The organism is Micromonospora sp. NPDC047548 (assembly GCF_040642975.1).
Classification (GTDB): domain Bacteria; phylum Actinomycetota; class Actinomycetes; order Mycobacteriales; family Micromonosporaceae; genus Micromonospora.
In genome coordinates, this window is sequence record NZ_JBEYTI010000063.1 from 1 (window position 1) to 20,400 (window position 20,400).

Annotated in this window: 21 protein-coding genes and 3 pseudogenes; 8 read left to right on the forward strand and 16 right to left on the reverse strand. The window is 71.8% G+C overall.

Annotated elements, in window-relative coordinates:
- From ABZ807_RS30700 to ABZ807_RS30720, 5 genes are all read right to left on the reverse strand, one after another.
- The coding region (locus ABZ807_RS30700; RefSeq protein ID WP_357165754.1) for an ATPase, T2SS/T4P/T4SS family at positions 1–1,239 on the reverse strand (1,239 nt) is incomplete at its 3' end.
- A 20-nt stretch (positions 1,240–1,259) separates the two neighbouring features.
- Complete coding sequence (locus tag ABZ807_RS30705; protein WP_357165757.1) at positions 1,260–2,060, reverse strand: ParA family protein; 801 nt, start codon at positions 2,058–2,060, stop codon at positions 1,260–1,262.
- Positions 2,061–2,062: 2 nt separating this feature from the next.
- Positions 2,063–2,713 (reverse strand): SAF domain-containing protein, encoded by a 651-nt coding sequence (locus tag ABZ807_RS30710; protein ID WP_357165758.1) that lies wholly within the window; start codon positions 2,711–2,713, stop codon positions 2,063–2,065.
- Positions 2,710–3,594 carry a hypothetical protein gene (locus ABZ807_RS30715; protein WP_357165797.1) on the reverse strand — a complete coding sequence of 295 codons (885 nt, stop codon included), beginning with the start codon at positions 3,592–3,594 and terminating at the stop codon, positions 2,710–2,712. Before ABZ807_RS30715 ends, ABZ807_RS30710 begins: the two co-directional genes overlap by 4 nt.
- A gap of 56 nt (positions 3,595–3,650) precedes the next feature.
- Positions 3,651–4,217 carry a hypothetical protein gene (locus ABZ807_RS30720; RefSeq protein ID WP_357165761.1) on the reverse strand — a complete coding sequence of 189 codons (567 nt, stop codon included), beginning with the start codon at positions 4,215–4,217 and terminating at the stop codon, positions 3,651–3,653.
- Between the two features lie 563 nt (positions 4,218–4,780).
- Here ABZ807_RS30720 and ABZ807_RS30725 point away from each other — a divergent pair.
- Positions 4,781–5,473, forward strand: a complete 693-nt coding sequence (locus tag ABZ807_RS30725; RefSeq protein ID WP_357165801.1) for an A24 family peptidase — start codon at positions 4,781–4,783, stop codon at positions 5,471–5,473.
- A 108-nt stretch (positions 5,474–5,581) separates the two neighbouring features.
- On the opposite strand, the gene ABZ807_RS30730 is transcribed toward ABZ807_RS30725, so the two are convergent.
- Positions 5,582–6,199, reverse strand: a complete 618-nt coding sequence (locus ABZ807_RS30730) for a phosphatase PAP2 family protein (protein ID WP_357165764.1) — start codon at positions 6,197–6,199, stop codon at positions 5,582–5,584.
- 165 nt (positions 6,200–6,364) lie between these two features.
- On the opposite strand from ABZ807_RS30730, the gene ABZ807_RS30735 reads away from it, so the two are divergent.
- Positions 6,365–6,850 (forward strand): GNAT family N-acetyltransferase, encoded by a 486-nt coding sequence (locus ABZ807_RS30735; protein WP_357165767.1) that lies wholly within the window; start codon positions 6,365–6,367, stop codon positions 6,848–6,850.
- A 142-nt stretch (positions 6,851–6,992) separates the two neighbouring features.
- Positions 6,993–7,283: pseudogene (locus ABZ807_RS30740) on the forward strand (SAM-dependent methyltransferase); the annotation flags it as partial.
- 229 nt (positions 7,284–7,512) lie between these two features.
- Here the strand turns inward: ABZ807_RS30740 and ABZ807_RS30745 are convergent.
- Both ABZ807_RS30745 and ABZ807_RS30750 read right to left on the reverse strand, forming a co-directional pair.
- Complete coding sequence (locus tag ABZ807_RS30745; protein ID WP_357165770.1) at positions 7,513–8,109, reverse strand: FHA domain-containing protein; 597 nt, start codon at positions 8,107–8,109, stop codon at positions 7,513–7,515.
- A complete protein-coding gene (locus ABZ807_RS30750) occupies positions 8,106–9,920 on the reverse strand; it encodes a serine/threonine-protein kinase (RefSeq protein WP_357165773.1) in 1,815 nt (604 codons plus the stop codon). Before ABZ807_RS30750 ends, ABZ807_RS30745 begins: the two co-directional genes overlap by 4 nt.
- Positions 9,921–10,166: 246 nt before the next feature.
- Here ABZ807_RS30750 and ABZ807_RS30755 point away from each other — a divergent pair, with 246 nt between their 5' ends.
- Complete coding sequence (locus ABZ807_RS30755) at positions 10,167–11,435, forward strand: SdrD B-like domain-containing protein (protein WP_357165776.1); 1,269 nt, start codon at positions 10,167–10,169, stop codon at positions 11,433–11,435.
- Positions 11,436–11,524: 89 nt separating this feature from the next.
- Positions 11,525–11,788: a hypothetical protein gene (locus tag ABZ807_RS30760; RefSeq protein ID WP_357165779.1), complete on the forward strand. Its 264-nt coding sequence runs from the start codon at positions 11,525–11,527 to the stop codon at positions 11,786–11,788.
- A gap of 241 nt (positions 11,789–12,029) precedes the next feature.
- Here the strand turns inward: ABZ807_RS30760 and ABZ807_RS30765 are convergent.
- Positions 12,030–12,224, reverse strand: a pseudogene (locus ABZ807_RS30765) (hypothetical protein); the annotation flags it as partial.
- A gap of 317 nt (positions 12,225–12,541) precedes the next feature.
- On the opposite strand from ABZ807_RS30765, the gene ABZ807_RS30770 reads away from it, so the two are divergent.
- A complete protein-coding gene (locus ABZ807_RS30770; RefSeq protein ID WP_357165804.1) occupies positions 12,542–12,847 on the forward strand; it encodes a GntR family transcriptional regulator in 306 nt (101 codons plus the stop codon).
- Positions 12,848–13,280: 433 nt separating this feature from the next.
- Here the strand turns inward: ABZ807_RS30770 and ABZ807_RS30775 are convergent, their stop codons facing one another.
- From ABZ807_RS30775 to ABZ807_RS30800, 6 genes and pseudogenes are all read right to left on the reverse strand, one after another.
- Complete coding sequence (locus ABZ807_RS30775) at positions 13,281–13,673, reverse strand: PIN domain-containing protein (protein WP_357165782.1); 393 nt, start codon at positions 13,671–13,673, stop codon at positions 13,281–13,283.
- The gene (locus ABZ807_RS30780) at positions 13,670–13,936 is read right to left on the reverse strand and encodes a hypothetical protein (RefSeq protein WP_357079872.1); all 267 of its coding nucleotides are present in this window, start codon (positions 13,934–13,936) and stop codon (positions 13,670–13,672) included. Before ABZ807_RS30780 ends, ABZ807_RS30775 begins: the two co-directional genes overlap by 4 nt.
- Before the next feature lie 112 nt (positions 13,937–14,048).
- On the reverse strand, positions 14,049–14,768 hold the full coding sequence (pyrF, locus tag ABZ807_RS30785) for an orotidine-5'-phosphate decarboxylase (protein ID WP_357165785.1): 720 nt from the start codon (positions 14,766–14,768) through the stop codon (positions 14,049–14,051).
- A 32-nt stretch (positions 14,769–14,800) separates the two neighbouring features.
- Positions 14,801–15,325: an orotate phosphoribosyltransferase gene (gene pyrE, locus ABZ807_RS30790; RefSeq protein ID WP_357165788.1), complete on the reverse strand. Its 525-nt coding sequence runs from the start codon at positions 15,323–15,325 to the stop codon at positions 14,801–14,803.
- A 287-nt stretch (positions 15,326–15,612) separates the two neighbouring features.
- Entirely contained in the window at positions 15,613–16,920 is a 1,308-nt protein-coding gene (locus tag ABZ807_RS30795; protein WP_357165810.1) for a hypothetical protein, read from the reverse strand.
- Between the two features lie 123 nt (positions 16,921–17,043).
- Positions 17,044–17,595, reverse strand: a pseudogene (locus ABZ807_RS30800) (aldehyde dehydrogenase family protein); the annotation flags it as partial.
- Between ABZ807_RS30800 and ABZ807_RS30805 the strand changes: the two are divergent.
- On the forward strand, positions 17,519–18,175 hold the full coding sequence (locus ABZ807_RS30805) for a GNAT family N-acetyltransferase (protein WP_357165791.1): 657 nt from the start codon (positions 17,519–17,521) through the stop codon (positions 18,173–18,175). The pseudogene ABZ807_RS30800 and the gene ABZ807_RS30805 overlap by 77 nt on opposite strands.
- Before the next feature lie 54 nt (positions 18,176–18,229).
- Here the strand turns inward: ABZ807_RS30805 and ABZ807_RS30810 are convergent, their stop codons facing one another.
- A complete protein-coding gene (locus ABZ807_RS30810; protein ID WP_357165807.1) occupies positions 18,230–19,369 on the reverse strand; it encodes an epoxide hydrolase family protein in 1,140 nt (379 codons plus the stop codon).
- A 117-nt stretch (positions 19,370–19,486) separates the two neighbouring features.
- On the opposite strand from ABZ807_RS30810, the gene ABZ807_RS30815 reads away from it, so the two are divergent.
- A complete protein-coding gene (locus ABZ807_RS30815; protein ID WP_357165794.1) occupies positions 19,487–19,948 on the forward strand; it encodes a MarR family transcriptional regulator in 462 nt (153 codons plus the stop codon).
- Positions 19,949–20,400: the final 452 nt, after the last annotated feature.

Sequence of the window (20,400 nt, forward strand, 5' to 3'; positions counted from 1 at the left end):
TACGACCCCGCCAACCACCGCGCACTCCAAAACATCCTCAACAAGGACAAAACCGACGACGCCCCGACGGCGGCTTGACACAGGGCAACTCACGCCGGCCGGGGTACGGGCGTGGATGGTGCACAGCGAGCCGCGGCTGGTGGTCATCGCCTGGAGCATCGGCACGATCTCCCGGGACCGGACCTCGCCGACGATGATCCGCAGCACGCCCATCCGCAGCGACACCGGGATCAGGTCGGCGATGCTCACCTCGCCCGCCGGCCGCCCGTCGAGGCCGCGCTCGCCGTGCCCCTCGCGGGACTCGAAGCTCATCACCGCCCGGTGCTTGGGACCACGGCGGGCCGGCAGCAGCTCCCGGCTCTCCTCCAGCAGCACGTACGGCTCGTCGGGCGGGATCTCGTCCATCAGCGCCCGGATGACCGTGGTCTTCCCCGCTCCCGCCAGCCCGGCGACCATGATGTTCAGCCCCGCCCGCATGGACGCCCGGAGGAAGTCGCGCAGCAGCGGGTCGATCATCTCGTCCAGGTCGGGGCGGGCACCGGCGATCTCCTCCAGGCTCACGTCCAGCGTGTTGTGCTTGCGGATCACCGCGTACGGGCGGTGGCTGACCAGGAACACCGCCGCGAGTCGGCTGCCGTCGGGCAGTTGCAGGTCGAGCGTCGGCTTGGACGTCGACAGGGACCGCTCGGTCGCCCCGGCCCGGCGGGCCGCCGCCTGGAGGATCTCCACCAGCTCGTCGTCGCTGTCGGCGATCGGCTCGACCCAGTCGACGCCCCCGCCGTGCCGGGTGACGCGTACCTGGTCGCAGCCGAGGATGTGCACCTCCTCGATGGTGTCGTCGACCAGCAGCGTCTGGAGCCGGCCCAGCCCGACCAGCTCGGCGGTGACCTGGTCGAGCAGGATCCGCTCCTCGTCGGCGGCCATCGGGGTGCCGGCCCGGCGCACCGAGTCGGCGTACCTGGAGACCACGGCGACCGCGAGCCGGGCCCGCTCGACCTCCTCGGCGTTCGCGTCGAACTCGCGGCCGCGCTGCCACTGGGTGAGCCGTTCGCTCAGCTCCCGGCGCAGCTCGCGCACCACCGCGAAGTCCACCCGCGGTCGCGACGGCGGGGCGGGCGCGGGCGGCGCGACCGGTGGTGCCGGCGGATGGTGCCGGCCGTTCCCCGAGGGCAGCGGTGGCATCGTCGAGGTGGCCCCCGGCTGCTGGCGCGGGTCGTGGGAGACCGGCTCAAACCGCATGACGCGCCTCCCCGGGCCGCTCACACCACATCTGGCACCTCCTGGGGCGTGGGCCAGGCCAGCCGGGCCCGGCGGTGGTCCAGCAGCGTCCGGACCGGCACCTCCAGGGCGCCGGCCGCGCGCATCAGCGGCCGCCCGGCGCGTACGGTGCCGCCGAGGCTGAGCACCTCTGCGGTACGCGGGTCCGTCGGCAACATGCCGATCACCGGCACCCGCAGCGCCTTGCCGATCTCGCCCTTGCCGTGACCGTCGCCGACCACCAGCAACCGCAGCGTGCCCGGGGGCACCCGGTGCTCGGTGAAGTCCCGCTCGATCGCCCGGATCGTCGACCGGGTGGCGGAGAGGTCGGGCAGCTGGGCCCGGGTGACCAGCAGCACCACCGCGGCGGCGCGCAGGATCGGCCACGGTGGACCGGGCACCTGGAGCCGCCCACAGTCGACGATCACGTCGTACGGGGGTCGGCCCTTCTCCGGGCTGCCGAAAAAGTCAGCGAAGCGCTGCCAGAGCGGGGTGACGCTGCCCGCCTGGGCCGGGTCGATCACGCCCGGCAACAGCAGGCGTTCCCGCCTCGGCGCGTCCAGGTCGACCAGCTGCGACCAGAAGGCCGCCTCCAGGTTGCCGTCGCGCAGCTCGCCGACGGCCAGTTCGCCGATGCCCCGGGGCCCGTCCAGCGCGCCGCCGAGGTAGCCGGCGAGGATCGTGCCGCCAGCCGGGTCGCACTCGGCGAGCACCAGCCGCCGGTGCCAGCTCAGCGCGCAGGCCAGCGCGGAGGTGGTGACGCCGGGCGAGCCCTTCGCCGAGACCAGCGCGATGATCGCCATGGTCAGGCCGCCTCGACCAGCACCAGGGCGATCCGCTCCTGGGCGGCCAGTACCACCACGGCCGGCACGTCCCGGGCGGACAGCGCCACGTAGACCACCACGTCGTCGTTCTCCGGGGTGGCCGTGTCGATCACGGTGCCGGTGAACCGGGTGCCCGGCGCCTGGCTGTCGTCGTTGCCGGCGGGGGTGCTGACCAGCAGCACCTTGTCGCCGGGATGGAGCTTACGGGCGGGCACCTGGCTCTGCTTCAAGCCGAGCGCGATCTGCTGCTGCCCCGCGCCGAGCAGCGGGGCGTCGGTGAGCTGCCCCATGGTCAGCAGCGTGCCGGGGGTGAGCCCCACCGCGGCCCGCTTCCCGACCACCTCGGCCAGCTTGCCGGCCGGCACCGGGGCCAGCCCGGCCCCGCCCGAGACCTGCACGCTGACCAGGTCGTCGGCGCTGAGCTGCCGACCGACCTCGACCGGGCGGGCGACGGCCAGGTAGCTGCCGGTGGCCCGGACGGAGGTGACCGCGAAGGCCGCGCCGAGGCCGCCCAACGCGATCAGCAGCACCGCCAGCCCCAGCAGGCCGGGACGGGTGCGGCGCTGCCGGAGCACCTTCGGCGGGGCGACCGGCGCGTCGACCGGGGTGCCGGCTCGGGTGACCAGGCTCATCGGGTTACCACCTGAAGTTCGTCGATCTCGATCGGAATCGTCCCGCTGGTCCGGGTCTGGGGGATCACGCCGCTCTCGCCGCCGCCGCGCCAGGTCACCGACCAGTACGTGGTGGCGCTGACCTGGTAGGTGCCGGCCTTCGGGTAGCCGGGGTCGTAGCCGCAGTCCGGCGACGTCTTCCCGGCGCGGCGCCCCTTCGGGTCGTACGGGGTGCCCTCATCGGCGCAGGTGATCTCGACGCCGTTGCCCATGGTCCACCCGATCCGGTCGACCCTGGCGGTGATCTCCACCCGGAGACCCCGGTCCTCGGCGTCGGCGCCGATCGGGCCGAAGTAGTTCGCCCCCGGGCTGGCCCACATCCAGACCGGCAGGCCGACCAGGCCGGGGCCGGTGTTGCGGCGGGGTGCCACGGCGATCCGGGGCGGCAGCAGCGAGATCGACGCCAGGGCGCGGCGGGCCAGCTCCTCCGGGTCGGGCGGGGTGCCGTACCCGGGCGGCGGCGCGTCGCGCAGTTCCTCGTGCTGGTCACCCAGGTCACCGCCGTTGCAGGTGACCAGATACCACTGCTTGCCCTCGGGGGTGTCCGCCGGCTGCGGTTCCTCGAGCTTGTAGTAGCAGCCGTCGGCGTTGTTGAACCAGCCGAGGAACTCGTTGTAGCAGGGCAGGGGCCTGCCTTTCCACTGGCACTTCGGGCTGGCGCCGCCACCCGGGTCGCCGCCGGTGTCCCCGCCGCCGCCCGGACCGCCGGGGGTGCCCGGGTCGTCGTCCCAGATGCTGCAGTCGTTCTGCCCGGGCGGGCACTCCGTCCCCGGCCCCCCGGCGGCCGCCGGGAGCGGCGCGGCGAGCGCGACCAGCAGGGCCAGCAGCGTCCCGGCGAGCAGCCGGCGGGGTGTCCCGGCCCGGGGTCCGCGGGCCGGGACGCGCCCTCCTCCCCAGGTCAGCACGGCTGGTCCTGGTGGGCGGCGCCGGAGTTGATCAGCCAGCGCCCGTCCGGGTACCGGGTGGCGGTGGCGGTGGCCAGGTGGCGGCTGCCGCCGGAGCCGGGCACCACCCGCCGGTCCTTGGCGTACACCAGCCGGTAGCCGGTGGCGTCGAGGCAGTCCTGGATCTCCACGGTCTGCGGGATGGTGCCCAGGCTGACCGAGGTCACCGTGGGGTCGGAGCGCAACGTGCCGATGCGGACCGCGCCGTGCGTCCGGGCCTGACCGATCGCCACCCGGACCCGGGTGAGCAGCGGGTCGGCCAGGAAACGGGTGAGCGCCGGATGGCGCGGGTCGCTGCTGCGGCTCGCCTCCCGGGACGCGGTGAGATATCCGGAATAGGCGGTGAGCGCCGCTTTCTCCGCAGCCCGTTCCTCATCGGTCGAACGCCGGGGCTCGGCGGCGGGCTTGCGGGCGGCGGGCCCGGCGGCCGGCTGCGACGCGCCGCCGCAGCCAGCGGTCGACCCGACCACCGTGGCGATGACCAGGCAGGTTGTCCATCGGCGGGGATGCCGTGTACGCAATGCCGTGCCCTCCTCGGTGCCACCCGGCGGCTCGTTTCCGGCGGCCTCCGGGCATGCGGCAGCACGCCCGGATCATGCCGTCCGGACCTCGATCTCCCGCTGCTGCATTTACCTGTGCGGATCTTCTACGAACCGGTGGAACCCGATGTCTCGCGTGGCCTCCGACGCTGTTGACGGGGGTTGCGCCGTACCCAAGGGGCGAGCATAGGCTCACGTCCGACGATGCAACAGAGGCAATTCAATCAAACACTCTCAGTGATGAGTGGAGGTGATCAGGGGTGGCCGACGGCGAGCCCGGCACGCCGGGGCGGGTTGCCGCGCCCGGTCGGGGTGGCGACACCGCCGATCGGCCGGTCCCGGTCGCCGACCCGGCGACGCGGCCGGAGGATATCGCACCTGTCGATGCGCCTCGCCCGATCCGTCCCCCCGCCGGGAAACCCACGCCGGGGGATTCCCTGGAATGCGGGGGCCCGGTGGGCGCAACCGATCCGCACCCACCGTCGGCGCGGGATCGTCACCCGAGCCGGGTCCGGGAGTCACTCTCCGTACGCGTCCTCGTCGCCCTGGCCGTGACCCCGGTGCTCCGGCTCGTCGTCGCCCGGCACGGCGTACCCGCGGGGGCGCCGACCCGGGCGGGCTGTGACGGCTGCGGCCTACCCATCCGGCTCGGCCGCCCGGGGCTCGGCCCGGCGGCCCGGTGCCCGGCCTGCGGGGCGCGGGTCGGCGCGCCGCCGGGCAGCGTCGAGCTGGCCGTTCTCGCGGCCCTGGCGGTGCTGGCGCTGGCCGACGCGACGCTCGCCGAGCGGGCCGCGCTCGCCTGGTGGCTCGGCTGGGCGGTGCCGCTGGCGCTGGTGGACCTGGCCGTGCACCGGCTGCCCGACCGGTTCACCTGGCCGGCCGCGGCGGGCACGGCCGCGCTGCTCGGGGTGGCCGCGCTGACCGGCCCGGGGCCCACCCCTTGGCTGCGCGCCATGACGGCCGGGGCCGGGCTCGGGCTGGCGTTCGCCGCCACCACGCTGCTGCTCGGCCGGCGCGGCTTCGGCCTCGGCGACGCGAAACTGGCGCTGAGCGTGGGCGTGCTGCTCGGCTGGTACGGCTGGCCGGTGCTGGTGGCCGGGTTGCTGCTCACCTTCGCCCTCTCGGCGGTGGTGAGCCTCGGGCTGCTGCTGGCCCGCCGGGTCAGCTGGTCGAGCCACCTCCCCTTCGGCCCCTTCCTGATCCTCGGCACCTGCACCGCCCACCTCCTCCCCACCTGACCCACCCCACCCCCACCCACCCGCCCGTCCCCGCCGACGCATCCAGCCCCCCCCGGGCGCCGCGCCGTGACCGGGGCCGCCGGCCGGGCCGTGGCCGGGTGGGGTGGGTCAGGGGCGGTCGGCGGTGGCCGGGAGGGGGCCTGGGTGGGCGGTGCGGCGGGCCAGCAGGCCAGCGGCGGGGCGGGCGCCCAGTGGCGTACCGACCAGCGTCACCAGGGTGCCGAGGAGCAGGCCCGCGGCCACGTCGTGCGGGTAGTGCACGCCGACGAAGACCCGGGAGAGCGCGGCGAACAGCGCCAGCGGCACGGCGACCAGCCCGAGCCGGCGGGAGAGCAGCAGGGTGGCCGCGGCGAGCGCCCCGGCGATGGTGGCGTGGTTACTCGGGAAGGACCAGTCACCGACCGGCGGGCAGTGTCCGGCCACGACGGTCGCCGCCCTCCGGCAGGGTCGTTCCTCGTCGAAGAGGCCCTTCAACGCCTCGCTGCTTCCGTACGCGAGCACCACGGTGACCGGCGCGACCAGCGCGACCGCCCGCTCCCACGGGCCGCCGCGCAGCAGCTGGGGTGCGGCGGCGAGCAGGAACAACACGCCGAGCAGCAGGATCGCTCCCTCGGTGAAGTGCACCGCGAACCACTGCACCGGTGCCGGGGAGGAGCCCGCGACGTCGGCGATGTCGCGGTACCACTCCACGCTGATGTCGGGAATGTCCGTCGTGCCGGTCTGCATCATGACTCACCCCACCAAACGTTCATACCCCGTTTACCTTCGCCAGACGGTACGAATCACCGAGACGGCCGGCACCGTGCGATGGTGAGGGTTTGGCCCTGACCTTCGTCCGAGTGAGTGCACAGCCGCCGGGGGCGGCCGCTCAGAGCCGGCTAGGGTGGCCGGGTGCCAGACCTGCAGCGGCTGACGGCCCACCACGCTCCCGCGCTGCTCCGGTTCGAGCGGGAGAACCGGGCGTACTTCGCCCGCAGTGTGCCGGACCGCGGCGACGACTACTTCGCGCAGTTCGACGCCCGGCACGCGGCACTGCTGGCCGAGCAGGCCGCCGGCCAGCTCCACTTCCACGTCCTGGTCGACGACGACGGCGAGGTGCTGGGCCGGTTCAACCTGGTCGATGTCGCCGACGGCGGCGCCGACCTGGGCTACCGGGTCGCCCAACGGGCCGCCGGGCGAGGCATGGCCACCGCCGGCGTACGACAGGTCTGTGACCTGGCCCGCGACGCGTACGGCCTGACCCGGCTGACCGCCGCGGCCACGCTGGACAATCCCGGCTCGCTGGCGGTGCTGCGCCGGGCCGGTTTCACGCCGGCCGGCGAGGTGCTGCTCGACGGCCGCCCCGGGTTGCGCCACGTCAGGGAGTTGGCCGGCTGAGCCCGCCCGCCGTTCGCCGCTGCCCCCGTCGTACGGCGGTCACCGGCGGAGGTAGCCGGATCGCCGACACGACGGGTCAGCGTAACGTCGCTGCGGGTGCTAGACATGCAGGCGCGACGTCCGTCGAGGAGGGGAGTGGCCGGTGACCGCGCCGATCGATGTCGACCGCGGGCCCAACGTGGCCCGGATGTACGACTACTTCCTGGGCGGGTGCCACAACTTCGCCGCCGACCGGGCCGCCGCCGAGCAGATCCTGTCGATCTTCCCGGACACCGGCGTCGCCACCCAGGCCAACCGCCACTTCCTGCGCCGGGCCGTCCGGCACGCCGCCGAGCAGGGGGTACGCCAGTTCCTCGACGTCGGCGCCGGGCTGCCCACCCAGGGCAACGTGCACGAGATCGTCCGCCAGGTCGCGCCGGAGTCCAGGGTGGTTCCGCCGGGGCGGAAACCTTCCCCTTTTCGACACCTGTCGGCGGGCCGCCCGGCCTGGTGTGATTCCTGGCGGGCGCCGCCGGCCACGTCCTCCGGCCCGGCCGCCCGGCGCATTGAGCAGACGTGCGCCAGCGACGTCGTCGGGTCCTCGCGGACGTGACGCGCTTGGAGGAAACAGGGGGGTGTGTCCTCCGGGCCGCGTGGCGCGTGGCCCGGAGGGCACGCGTACGTCAGCCGCCGGGCAGGCCGGCCGCCCCGCGGCGCACCGCCTCCCCGGCCAGCCGGGCCCGGCGCCGCTCGTCGTTGGAGACCAGCCCGAACTTGTCGTACAGGTTGGCCAGGTGTTTCTTCACGGCGCTCTCGCTGACCCCGAGCGCGGTGGCCAGCGCCCGCACGGTGGGTGGTTCCGGGAAGGCGGTGCCGCCCTCGACATACGGGCGGCAGAGCACCTCGACCAGCTCCTGCTCCCGCCGGGTCAGCGCCGGCGGCGCCGGCGGCGGCTCGACGCCCAGCGTCTGGGTGTCGGTGAGTTCTGACGGCGCGCGGAACATCAGCCGGGCCGGGCCGATCTCCACCCGGTCGCCGTCGCGCAGCAGCCGGGCCGCCCGCACCGGCCCGCCGTTGACCGTGGTGCCGTTGGTGCTGCCCAGGTCGCGGATCGTCCAGCCGGACGGGAAGCGTTCCACCAGGGCGTGCAGCCGGGAGACCAGCCTGCTGTCGATGGGCAGCTCGTTGCCGGGCGCCCGGCCGATGGTCAGCGCGTCGGTGGTCAGCGGCACCAGCCGGAGCGCGCCCACCCCGTGGACCTCGAAGTAGCCGTCCGTCACCGGCCGCACCAGGTCTCGGTGGTCGCGGTGGTGGCCGCCTTCGACCGGTCGGCGGTCACCGTCGCCGTGGCCGCCGTGCACCACCCCGCCGACGGGTACGGCTCCGTCCACAGCTCGTACGGCTGCCCGACCGCACGCTGCCGGGCCTTCGTGGGCCGGTCGGCGCGTACCGCCAGGTCGACGGTCCAGGTGCCGCCGCTGGTGGCCTCGTTGTCCCGGTACTGCTTCCACACCCAGACGTACGCCATCGTGGCGTGGCAGCTCGGCGACCAGTACTGCTTGACGGAGATCGCCCGCAGGCCGCCGGCGTGCCCGTAGGCGGACGCGCCGACCTGGTAGGCGTCGGCGTAGCAGGGGCCGGGTGGCGCGTCGTCCCGGCTCGCCGGCCGGGGCCGGCCGGTGCCGACGACCGGGGTGGAGAGCAGCAGGCCGGCCGCGGTCACCTCCAGCGACGCCCGGATCGGCCCGGCGGCGCGCGGGACGGCGACGAGGCGCACCGCGCACCGGCCGCCCGTCGCGAGGGGTTGCGCCGTGCACCCGTCCGTGACGATCCGCAGGTCTCCCCGGGACGGCCCGGTCAGTGCCAGCCCGGTCAACCGCACCGGCCGGTCGTCGCGGTTGCGGACGGCCACCACCTGCTTGGGCGACTCGGCGTTGAGTTCCAGTTCGCCGAAGGCCACCTGGGCCGGCAGCTCCACCGGAGCGGGGGTGGGCAGCGCCCGCGAGGAGCCGGTGGCCAGCACCGAGGCCAGCGTGCCGAGCAGCCCGAGCGAGCGGACCAGCGCGTGCCGGCGTACCCGGAACGGCTGGCGCGCGACGGTGGCCGACAGCGCCAGGGCGGCCCGGCGGCGGTCGGTCAACGACATGGGTGTGGCCTCGCCGGCGGCCCGCTGCGGCGACGGTCCGGCGGGGTCGCCGCCGACGCCGCCGAGGACGAACGGGGTCACCGGCAGGCCCGCCGCCGCCTGCGCCGCGCGCAGCTCCTCGGCGAACGCGGCGGCCGTCGCGGGCCGCCGCGCCGGGTGCTTGGCCAGCGCGCGCTCCAACGCCGCGCACACCCCGTCGGGTACGCCGAGCGGGCGCAGGTCCGGCACCTGGTCGACGGTGATCCGGCGCAGCAGCGAGTCCAGCGCCTCCCCGTCGGCGGGGGCGAAGGCCGGGGCGCCGCGGATCCAGTGCAGCACGGTCGAGGCGAGCGCGTAGACGTCGGCGGCCACCGACGGCGGTCCGCCGCGCAGCACCTCCGGCGCGGCGTGCAGCACGCTCGCCGTCACCTTCCCGTCCACGCTGGTCGGGCGGGCCGAGCGGGGCCGGGCCTGCCCGAAGTCGGCCAGCTTCGGCTCGCCGTACCCGGAGATCAGGATGTTCTCGGGTTTGACGTCGCGGTGCAGCATGCCCGCGCGATGCGCGGTCTCCAGCGCGCCGGCCACCGCGATGCCCCCGGCGACCGCCGCACGCCAGTCGCCGGCCGCGCCGCCGCGCAGCCGGTCGCCCAGCGAGCCGCCCTCCTCGTACGCCATCAGCAGGTACGGGTTGCCGGCGGCGGTGCGGCCGGCCTGGTGCAGCGTGACGATGTGCGGGTGGTCGGAGAGCCGGTCCAGCATCCGTAGCTCCCGCTCGAAGCGGGCGCGGGACGGACCGTGCCAGTCGGCGGCGAGCACCTTGACCGCGACCCACCGGGAGAAGTCGGGCTGCCAGGCCCGGTAGACGACGCCGAAGCCGCCCCGCCCCACCTCGACGGCGTCGGTGCAGCCGTCGACCCCGAGGGCGGTGCCCGGGCCGTGCGTCACCAACTGTTCGCTGTGGACCATCGCCGTTGAATGCTACCGATGGGTCGCCAGCGTCGTGTCGGCCGTTCATACTCCGGACACTTCGCCGTCGCGGGGTGCCCCGGGCAGCCGGGGCGCCCCGTCCGTGGTCAGTTGTCGTTGTAGGGATGTAACGCCCCGGCCCGGCGTGTCGCCGTACCTTCGGAAGCATCGGCGATCTTGGCTGTCTTCGGGCCCCTGCCCAGGTGTCCGCGCCCGGGTCACCGTCCCCTTCGGACAGGGAGTTGCATGAATTTCCTCCAACGACGTTCCGGCGCGGCGTTCGCGCTGGTCGCCCTCGCCACCACCGTCGGATCGGTGGCCGCCGCGAGCCCCGCGTCGGCCGCGGCGGACCGCGCCGACCTCACGGTCGGGCTCACCGTCGACCGCGCGCGGATCCCCGTGCAGGGCGAGACCTTCATGACGGACATCACAGTCGCGAACGCGGGGGTCGCGACCGCGAACGGCATTACCGTGACCGTCCAGCTGCCCGCGACCGCGTACGTCGCGGGCGAGGGCCCGGCGTCGGACGCGTGGCAGTGCGTGCTCAGCCCCACGATGATCTGCACCCACCCGGCGCTCGCGCCGGGACAGAACGCCGCTCCGATGACCTTCGGTGTCCAGTTCCGGCCCGGCACGGACGGCCAGGCGGGCGACATCGTCGCCACCGTCACGTCCACCGACAGGGAATCGAACACCCGGAACAACTCGGCCAGGCAGACGGTCACCTACGACGCGAGCGTGACCTACCCCGACCTGTACGTGTCGAGTGTCATTCCCATCCCCGGCTACGAGGTGATCGAGGGGGACTGGGTCAAGTACCCGATGCGGTTCAGCAACAGCGGCAGCCGGACCGCCGAGGACGTCCGCGTCCGGGTGGCCGCCCCCACCGGCCCCTTGGGGGGCGTCGGAAACCAGTCCGACCCGTCCTGGCAGTGCACCACCATCGTCACCGACCAGGAGTGGGAGTGCGTGAACGGGCCGTTGGCGCCGGGCGAGGAGACCCCGGTGCTCTCGTTCAGCGGCCCGGTGCCGGCGGGCGGTCAGCCGGGTGACCGGTTGCCCGTGACCGTCACGGTCTCCACCAGCACGCCCGGGGAGAACCCGCGCGGCAACACCTACGAGGGTGGCTTCGTCTACGGCACGCCGGCGTACCTCAGCGGGCGGGTCTGGCTGGACGCGGACGCCGACGGCCAGCGCGACCCGGAGGAGACCGGGCTGTCGACCGGTGAGCTGGCCCTGTCGGTGCAGCCGTCCGGCGGAACCATGCGTGCCGTCACGGTGAACTCCGACGGCACGTACCGGCTGGCGCTGCACGACGGGCAGCACGAGCTGCTGGCGAGCCTGGTCTCGACCACCCACCGGTTCACCACCGCGGACGTGGGCGACGACGCCACCGACTCCGACGTGTTCGTCACCTACGACAGCCCGGAGCAGCAGGCGGCCCAGGCCCACCCGGTGCAGCTCGTGCAGGGTGCGGAGACGGTGCTCGACATCGGACTGGTCAGCGTCGGCTGATCCGCGTCCACACCCGGGGCCCTGGCCGGCGCCCTCCGTGCCCGGTCAGGGCCCCGCTCTCATTGACGGCCGCGCCGACACTCGGGGACATGGACGACCGCTACCGGCAGTTGCCGCCCCGGATCGAGCCGCGCTACCAGACCCAGCCGGTGTCGGCGCCGCCGCCGCTGCCGGAGGTGGAGGAGACGGTCGGGCTGACGGCGGCGGGCCAGGTCGAGGACTTCTCGCGGTTCGCCGACGGGATGACCCGCTCCGGACCCATGCGGGGCCGTGACCTGCTGCTGGCGATCCTGATCCTGCTGGTCCTGCTGGCCGTGGTCGTCATCGGTTCCGCTCTGTGGCAGCTCGGCTGAACCCGCCCGAGCTCGTCCGCTACCGGCCTGGCCTCGTCCAGCACGATGCCATGCGGCTAAAAAAGCCGCGTCGATGTCACGAGTCGCCAGTCGTGCGCCGTAGGCCAGAGCGATGGCAGCGCCGCCGAAGATGTAGAGGTCCGCGACCACACCTCGCCGGGCCAACCGGTCCCCGAGACGGCGGAAGGCGTCTTCGATCGCGGCGCGGTCCAACAGTGGATCATCAAGGCTCACGCGACGTTCAACTCCTGCGCCGGTGGTATCGGTCGGGTTCGGGTGGCACGGTTGCTGTACGTCGCTGCGGTACTGCTGGCTTCGATCGCTCGACCCGTCTGGTCCAGCCGGGGAAGCGGTGGTGCAACACGCCGGCCGGCGTCCAGGGCATGTCTTCGGCGGCCTGGACGAGGTAGAGGGCCAACGACACCGGAGCATCCGCATGCCAGCACGGGTACGGAGTCAGCCGCGACCACCAGGCACGACAGCCGGCGCACATGCCGTCGAGCCCTGGGACGTGCACCGCGAGGATCGCCTGCTCCTGTCCGTCGTTCACTGCGCACTCTCCTGCGGCCAGTGGTCACGATTGATCGGAATCCGATGCCGGGCGCGACATGGCAGCTCGGCTCCGCACCGGAAAAACTCACCGCCAGCGCTGCCAGGACCAGACCGGCCGGTGCCGCCGCGCGAGGGTCATCGCCACGGCGGGCAGGTACTCCTCGTACGAGACACGCCGCACCGGATCTCCCCGGTGCGTCGCTGCCCAGCGAGCTGCGACTGGCTCAGGAGTATGGGCTGAGCCGGACCAGCGTCCGGCAGGCCATCTCCCTGCTCCGGTCGGAAGGGCTCGTGATCGTCCAACCCCCGCGCGGCACCTTCGTCCGCAGCATGGAACCGACCGAGACGGTGACCCTGCTCAAGGGCGACACCGCCTCAGCCCGGATGCCCACTCCTGGCGAACGCAAGGAGTTGGACATCGGCGAAGGCGTCCCGGTCCTGGTGGTCTTCCGCGCCGACGGCTCCCGCGAGCTGTACCCCGCCGACCGCATCCGGGTCGGCCGCTAGTGGCTAGCCCGCAGCCGGTGAGCCCGCGCTTGTAAGTTCTGGGCGCCTCGTCCAGCAGCATCCATCCGCGTACGCGACCTCGGGCGACGATCCGCGCTCGGCCGCTGGCGGCTGTCCTCGTCCGGGCTGGTGGCTGTCGGCGTTGCTGTCGACAGCCACCTCTCGCCGCGACCCGAGCGCGCCGCTCCATTCGCCACCCAACGAGCCCGTAGGCCAGGAGAGGAAATGCGATTAGGAGGAAGCCGCCGCCCGCAGCGAGCAGCCACGGCAAGGTCCGGTCCCACTCTGCCCGGTCGGCGACCGGGTCACCCCACGGTGGTCGGGGCTCCAGGACCGCGGGAGCACAGCACCCGACCACGGAAGCTGAGACAAGCATCAGGGTGCCGACGATGAGGGCGAGACGCGGCCGAGACATCATCGGCATCCGCCGTGATCAGAGGCGGCGAATGACCAGCCCCGGCTTGGCGTCCGAGGCGGCCGACAGTTGCGCGATGTCTTCCGGATCGCTGGTGAAGACGATCGCGCCACAGGCCAGAGCGACGGTGACCACGCTGGCGTCGACGATGTCGCGCGTGCCGGCCTTGCCGCACAACACGCCAGCCGCCTTCGCCAGCTCAAGGCCGACCGGGACAACCTCACAACTGTGCAGGAACCGGCCGAGCTGGACCTGACGGCGAGCGTCGCGCCACGCCTGTCCCACGACGACGGAGGGGATGAGCAGGCGTCGCCCCTCTTCGACGGCCAGGTGGTGGATCGCCCACATTCGCCGATCATTGCCATCGATCGCAAGCAGCACCCCGGCGTCGTAGACGTACGGAATGCTCACGCTGCCGCCTGACCGGGCCCGCTGAGTGCCTGGGCGTCGGCAGCGGCCATCTCCGCCCGCGCTGCGGCGATCTCTTCCAGGGTGAACGCACCGTGCTCGGCCTGCCAGTCCGCGACCAGGCGCCGCCCGACCCGCCGCCGGAGCTCGCTCTCTGCCGCACTGGCTACCAGCCGAGACAGCGGGACGCCGTCTTCACGGGCCGCCGCACCAAGCGCCGCCACCAACTCCTCGGGGAGGGTAACCGTCACCTTCTTAACCGCCATACAGACACCATACGGTGATATGGCGGTTCGGGTACACGGTCCGACCCCGGGGGTTGCCAAAGTGGTGCCACATTCTGTCACCAGACGCGTGCGGCACCATGACGGCAAGCCGTTAGCTGTGTGTCTGAAGCCTACCCAGCTCGTCTTCAAGATGGGCGAGGACGGCTGCTGGGTCTGGTGCGCGGGTCAACGGGCGACCGATGACGATGTGCGTCGCGCCCGCGCGGATCGCGGCCGCCGGATGCGCCGGCCGGGTGTGGTCGGCGGTGGTCACGGCGGCCAGCTCAGGCCGCAGCATCACGCCTGGCGTGACGATCAGCATGTCCGGGCCGAGTTCCGCGCGCAGCAACGCTGCGTCCTGCGGTGAGGCGACCACTCCGTGACAGCCGGCGTGTTTGGCCAGTCGGGCCAGCCGGAGGACCTGCTCGTCGATCGTGGCGCTCAGCCCGATGGCGGCAAGGTCGGTGTCGGTGAGACTGGTGACGACGGTCAGCGCGATGACGCGCAGCTGCGGGAAGTCGGAGGCTGCGCGTACCGCTGCTTCCATGATTGTGGAGCCGCCCATGGCGTGCACGGTGACCATCGTCGCGCCGAGCCGACCGGCTGCGACGGCGCCAGCGACCGATGTCGGGATCTCGAACAGCTTGAGATCCAGGAAGACATCCTTGCCCTCCCCGACCAGCCTGGCCGCCAGCGCCGGACCCGCCACGGTCAGCAGTTCCAGGCCCACCTTGTACGACTGACCAGCGTCACCCAGCCGGTCGACGATCGCCTCGGCGTCATGAACGTTGTCGAAGTCGAGCGCGACGATGATGCGGCGTGCCGTATCCACCCGCTGATCATGCGGGTTCCGCAGCGCAGCTGTCACACCGACGAGAGGGACTCCAGATCGCGACGGCTGAGCGCGGCGCGTAACCGCAGCGCCTCGGCCGCCAGATTCTCCCGCCCACCCTGCTCGCGATCGATGGCGCAGAGCACCGAATCAATCCAGGCGCCACTGGCTCGCAGTTGTCGGCACGACGCCAACAGCGCCCCGCCGGTCGTGACCACGTCCTCGACCACCACGACGCGCCGACCCTCCACGGGGCCGCCTTCGGCCGCCTTGCCGGTCCCGTACTCCTTGGCCTGCTTGCGAACGAAGACCGTCGGCAGCCCGGTCAGCTGCGACATCACGGTAGCGATCGGTATGCCGCCCATCTCCATCCCCGCCAGCACGTCGCACTCCGGCAGCAAGGCGACCATCGCCTCGGCTACCTCGCGCAACAGACCGGGCTGCGCCTCGAACAGATACTTGTCGAAGTACTCCGCACTCACCTGCCCGGAACGCAGGCGGAACGACCCGGTCAAGTGGCAGGCTTCGTAGACACGACGCGCGAGCGAGGAGGTCACGTCTCCAGCGTCGCATCCCGACTAACGCATGAACGAGCCGACCCGGGCCGCAGCGCGGTTCGCGTACCGCCACCTATTGGGCGGGCCTCCGGTTACCCGAACCACAAAAGCACCGGTCAGTAGCGAGATCACGACTTGGAGTGGGCCTGACGATGCAGAATGCGAAAACGATCATTGCGGTAGCCGGCGACCCGCTGCCGACCCGTTGGCCAGGTCACGGGCTTGAGTTGGCGACCCAGGCAGGCTGCTCTTTCTCTGTGTTGACGGCTGGCCGCGGCCCGGTGGGCTCACAGGCCGTTGCGGGTTAGTTCGGCGATGAAGTTCCGTTTGCGGCGGTTGGCCCCGCGGAGCTGGGCGACGTAGCCAGCGAAGTCCTCGCCGGTGCGGGCGAACAGGGGGCGCATGGTCAGCAGCAGTTGGGCGGCTCGTTCGTACCCGGCGTTGGTGGTCTGTTGGATCGCGGCGGCGACCACCGGCCGGTAGACGGCGATGGCGTCGGCCGGATGGGTCTCGGCGCGGCGGGCGGTGACCGCCAGCCGTACCGGCTCCGTGCAGCGGTGATCCTGAGCCACCTGCCATGCCTCGGCGACCTCGTCCTCGTCGAGCAGCACCCGAGCCAGGGTGTCCGCGGCATACCAGTCCGCCTGGCCTCGCGCCTGGCGGCGCAGCAGATCCAGTGCCCGGGCCCGCATTACCGGCCACTCGGTCGTGTGCTCGGCAGCGGTACGCAGCGCCCGGTAGGTGCTCCCGTCCGCCGCAGCGGTGAAGTGCCGCTCCCGCAGCCCGATCACCTCGCCATCCCGGCCGGTCTGCGTGTACACCTCGATCAGCAGGTCGACCAGGGTCGTCAGGCGGTGATCGTGTGGTCCGCGGCCGGTGGCGAAGCCTCGTTCCAGCCAGTCGATCGCCTCATCGTTACGCCCGTCGCGGCGCAGCAGTTGGGCGATCCGGACGAACTGCTGCGGGCCGGAGAGGTCCTCGGCCAGAAATTTGATCAAGGCGTCGGTATCTCCGCTCACCGAGACCAGTTCCTCCTGGAGATGCCGCAGCCGCCACCGGCCGGGGCTATCTCCAGGTACCGCCGCCAGGCGTTCACGATAGCGGTCTAGGCCGGCGTCACCGAGCAGTTTCACCACCTCGGTCAGGGAGAGGTCTGGCCAGTCCGGGCCGGTGAGTTGGAAGCCGACAAGCCAGTCGGCAAACTCGACCGGGTCCGGGGGTGCCGTCTCGCAGGCCCGAAGGTAGAGCTCCCAAGCCTGCCCGGCTGCCGCAGTGATCGGATAGGAGTCGCCCTCGGCCACGTTCGCCGCCTCGCCGAGGAGCCGCATCGCGCGGCGCAGCAGCGGCTGCACCGCGCTGGCGTATGCCGGCAGGAGTCGCTCCACCGCCTGGAGCAGATCATCGGCACCACCGGCGTAATCGTCCGCCGCGTCGTAGTCGAGCCAGTCGACCGCGAGCAGCTCCACCTGCCGGTCCAGCGCCGTCAGGTCAGGGGTATGCGCCGCAGTCAGAGCCATCAGCCGCAGCTTGCGGTACAGGCCGGGGTCGTGCTGCGCCTGCTGGGCCAGCAGATCGACCAGGTCCTCATGCGCCATCGTGCTGAGAAAGCTTCGGACATCGAACTTCGCGCCGCCGCGCGTCCGGCCGACCGGAACGTCACCCAGCTGCTCGGGAGCCGGATCGGCTGTCCGTAGCAGGTAAAGCCCAACGGCAACGCAGTGCTTGCAGAAGTTTCCCTCCTGGCCGTACGGACAGGTGCAGTCGCCGTCGAGCTCTCTGGCGAGTTCGCCGGTCAACCGGACCCGGTACCGGCCGCCCATTCCGGGCACCGTCGCTGTCACCCCGTCCGGCAACTCACCGAGCCCGGTGACCGCATCGACATAACCGAGACCCCGTGCGTACGAACGGCTTCCCGCCATCCCGCCGAGATCCGCGTCTGTGAACCACACCACGGCGCACAAACATACCGAGCCGCGCTCAGCCACACAAAGCACCCAACCCCACGACCCCACGGGACCACGCCATGCCGCACCAGCAGGATCGCACGCCGCGTCGTCGACACACCCCATGCCCAAACGCAACTCCAACGACCGGCCGGCGGCTGAGGTTCTCGGTGAAGAGCATGGCGTTGAGGCCGTACGGCGTGTCGTTGGCAGGAAGACGCCCTCGGCCTCGGTGTCGAACGGATGCACGGTGACGACCGGTCCGAAGATCTCCTCGCGGCACACCCGCGCCGTGGCGGGGGCGTCGACGACGGTGGGGCGGACCACCCAGCCGTCGCCCAACTCGCCGGTCCAGATCTTCCCCCGCAGCGGCCCTGATCGAGAACGATTCGGGTACCGCCACATCCGATTCTGCGTTTGCCCAGCCATTCCCGGGCCGGTCGAGGGACTGAGGCTGACCACTGCCCAACCCGACGACCTGGCCGAACTGCTCGTACTCCAGCGGTGCTGCTGGGTGCAGGAGGCCCTCGCGAACGACACCCTCGACCTGCAGCCGCTACGGGAGACACTCGACGACCTGCGCGCATCGATGTCAACCTGGCACCTGTGGTGCGTACGTCGGCACGGACGCCTCGTCGCGGCAGTCCGAGCCCGGGCACATGAGCGGGCGTGGCTGATCGGTCGCCTCATGGTGGCTCCCGACCAGGCCGGGAACGGCATCGGTTCCTGGCTGCTCTCATGCGTCGAACAACAGGCCCCCGAGGAGACCACGCACTGCGAACTGTTCACCGGCCACCGCAGCACGCGCAACATCAAACTGTACGAACGCGCTGGCTATGCCCTCACCGCCGCCGGCACCTCCGACGGCAGCGTCTACCTCACCAAACAGCGGCAGCTGACCGCCTGAATCCCCATGGTCAACGGGAAACCACACGCGCGAGCCGAACCTCTCCGATCCCTTTTACAGTCCCGGGCTCGACGGTACCCGCGTCGACTCCTTGGCAGGTGCACCCCGTAGGTTCCTGAAGAATGCCCGTACGTCGTCGATGAACAGGTCGGGCACCTCCATCGCGGCGAAGTGGCCGCCACGGTCGAACTCGCTCCAGTGGGTGATCGTGTACGCCCGTTCGGCGAGGGGGCGTACGGACAGGGTGATGTCGTGCGCGAACACGGCGACGCCCACGGGAGGCGGGCAGGGCAAGGGTCGTCCGCCGAACGCGCTCTCACGGATGAGCCGCGCCGCTGACGCCGTGGTGGCGGTGAGCCAGTAGAGCGCGACGTTGGTGAGGATGCGGTCGGTGGTGATCGTGGATCGTGGGTCGGTCCATTCCGTGAACTTCTCGGCGATCCACGCCAACTGACCAACAGGTGAGTCGATCAGCGCGTAGGACACCGTCTGCGGACGGGTGGAGTAGAGGACCTGGTGGGGGTGCCGCTGAGCCATGAGCTGCTTGATCCGCGCCAGCCGAGCCCGGTCCTGCTCAGACAGATCGGCTTCCCCCGCCCAGCCGGGCGGCGGGGGCGTGGGTAGGTAGTTGAGGTGTACGCCCACGACGTTCTCCGGGGCAACCCCGCCCAACGTCCTGGAGATTCCTGAGCCAAAGTCGCCGCCCTGGGCGCCGTACCGTTGGTAGCCGAGCCGCCGCATCAGCTCGGCCCAGGCGCGGGCGACGCGGGTGACGTCCCAGCCGCGTTCCCGGGTCGGGCCGGAGAAGCCGAATCCCGGGATCGACGGGATGACCAGGTGGAACTGCTCGGACAGCGGACCGATCACGTCGAGGAACTCCACGACCGAGCCGGGCCAACCGTGGGTGAGGATCAGCGGCAGCGCGTCCGGATCGGCGGACCGCACGTGCAGGAAGTGGATGTTCTGCCCGTCGATCTCGGTGGTGAACTGCGGGTACTGGTTGAGCTCGGCCTCGTGCTTGCGCCAGTCGTACGCGGTACGCCAGTGCTCGGCCAGCTCCCGCACGCGGGCCAGTGGGATGCCGTAGTCCCATCCGGCGTCGGGCAGCTCATCGGGCCAGCGGGTCCGGGCCAGGCGATCGGCCAGATCATCGAGGTCGGCTTGGGGGATGTCGATACGGAACGGCTTGATCATGGTCATCTCCGGAAGCTTCCCTCTCGTTAGATGCCCTAACGTTTGTGCCGATAACGTTAGCAGGACCAACGGGCCGAGTTTGTTAGTCGCACCAACGAGACTTGTTAGGCTGGCCACATGGAACCTCCGGCCCAAGATGCGGCACCTGCCGGCCTGACCAGCCTGCCGAGCTGGCTGATCACCCAGACCGCCATGCACGCCGGGCGGCTGGTGAGCGACGGGCTCGCGGCAGTCGACGCCCGGGGCTACCACTACCGCCTGCTCGCGACCCTGGACGAGTTCGGGCCCGCCAGCCAGGCGACGCTCGGCCGCCGCAGCGGAATCCACTTCAGCGACATCGTCGCGGCGATCAACGAACTCGCCGACCGGGAACTCGTCAACCGCGCCCCCGACCCGGCCGACCGGCGGCGCAACATCATCACCATCACCCCAGCCGGGCGACGGCAACTTCGACGGCTGGAAAAGCAGCTAGCCAAGGTGCAAGACGAGCTACTCGCACCGCTCTCGACCGACGAGCGCGACCTACTGACCCACCTGTTGACCCGGGTACTGGGCCATCACACCCGCCAACCAGCATGATCGGCATTCAGTAGCTGCCGGTGGCGTCGCGCGATGCGGATTGTCGACAAGTTGTGCGGGTCACCGACCTTCCGAAAAGCCAAGCGAGCGCCTCCCAGCCATCGAGGTGCGATGATCGATGGATGGCTCGTCGATTCGCCGCTCGGCTCGGCATGGCGGTAGGGCTACTCGCCGGCTGTTCTGAGCCGGATTACGTGTTGCCCGATCGCGGCACCGCTGCTGTCCAGGTTGAGGAGCAACGGCTCGCCTCACTCTTGCCTGGCAAATTGCTTAGCGGTCCAGGTACATGCAAGGTCCGACTGCTTGGACGGGACGCTTCCTCGTCGTTTGCCTGGGCGCTGTGTGAAAGTACACGGGTGTCAACGGCGGCTCAAAATTGGCTCTGGCACAAGTTTCGTGATCTGGCTTGGTGCGGCTGGTCATGGTTGGGCGAGGATTCGTTTGCGGAGTAG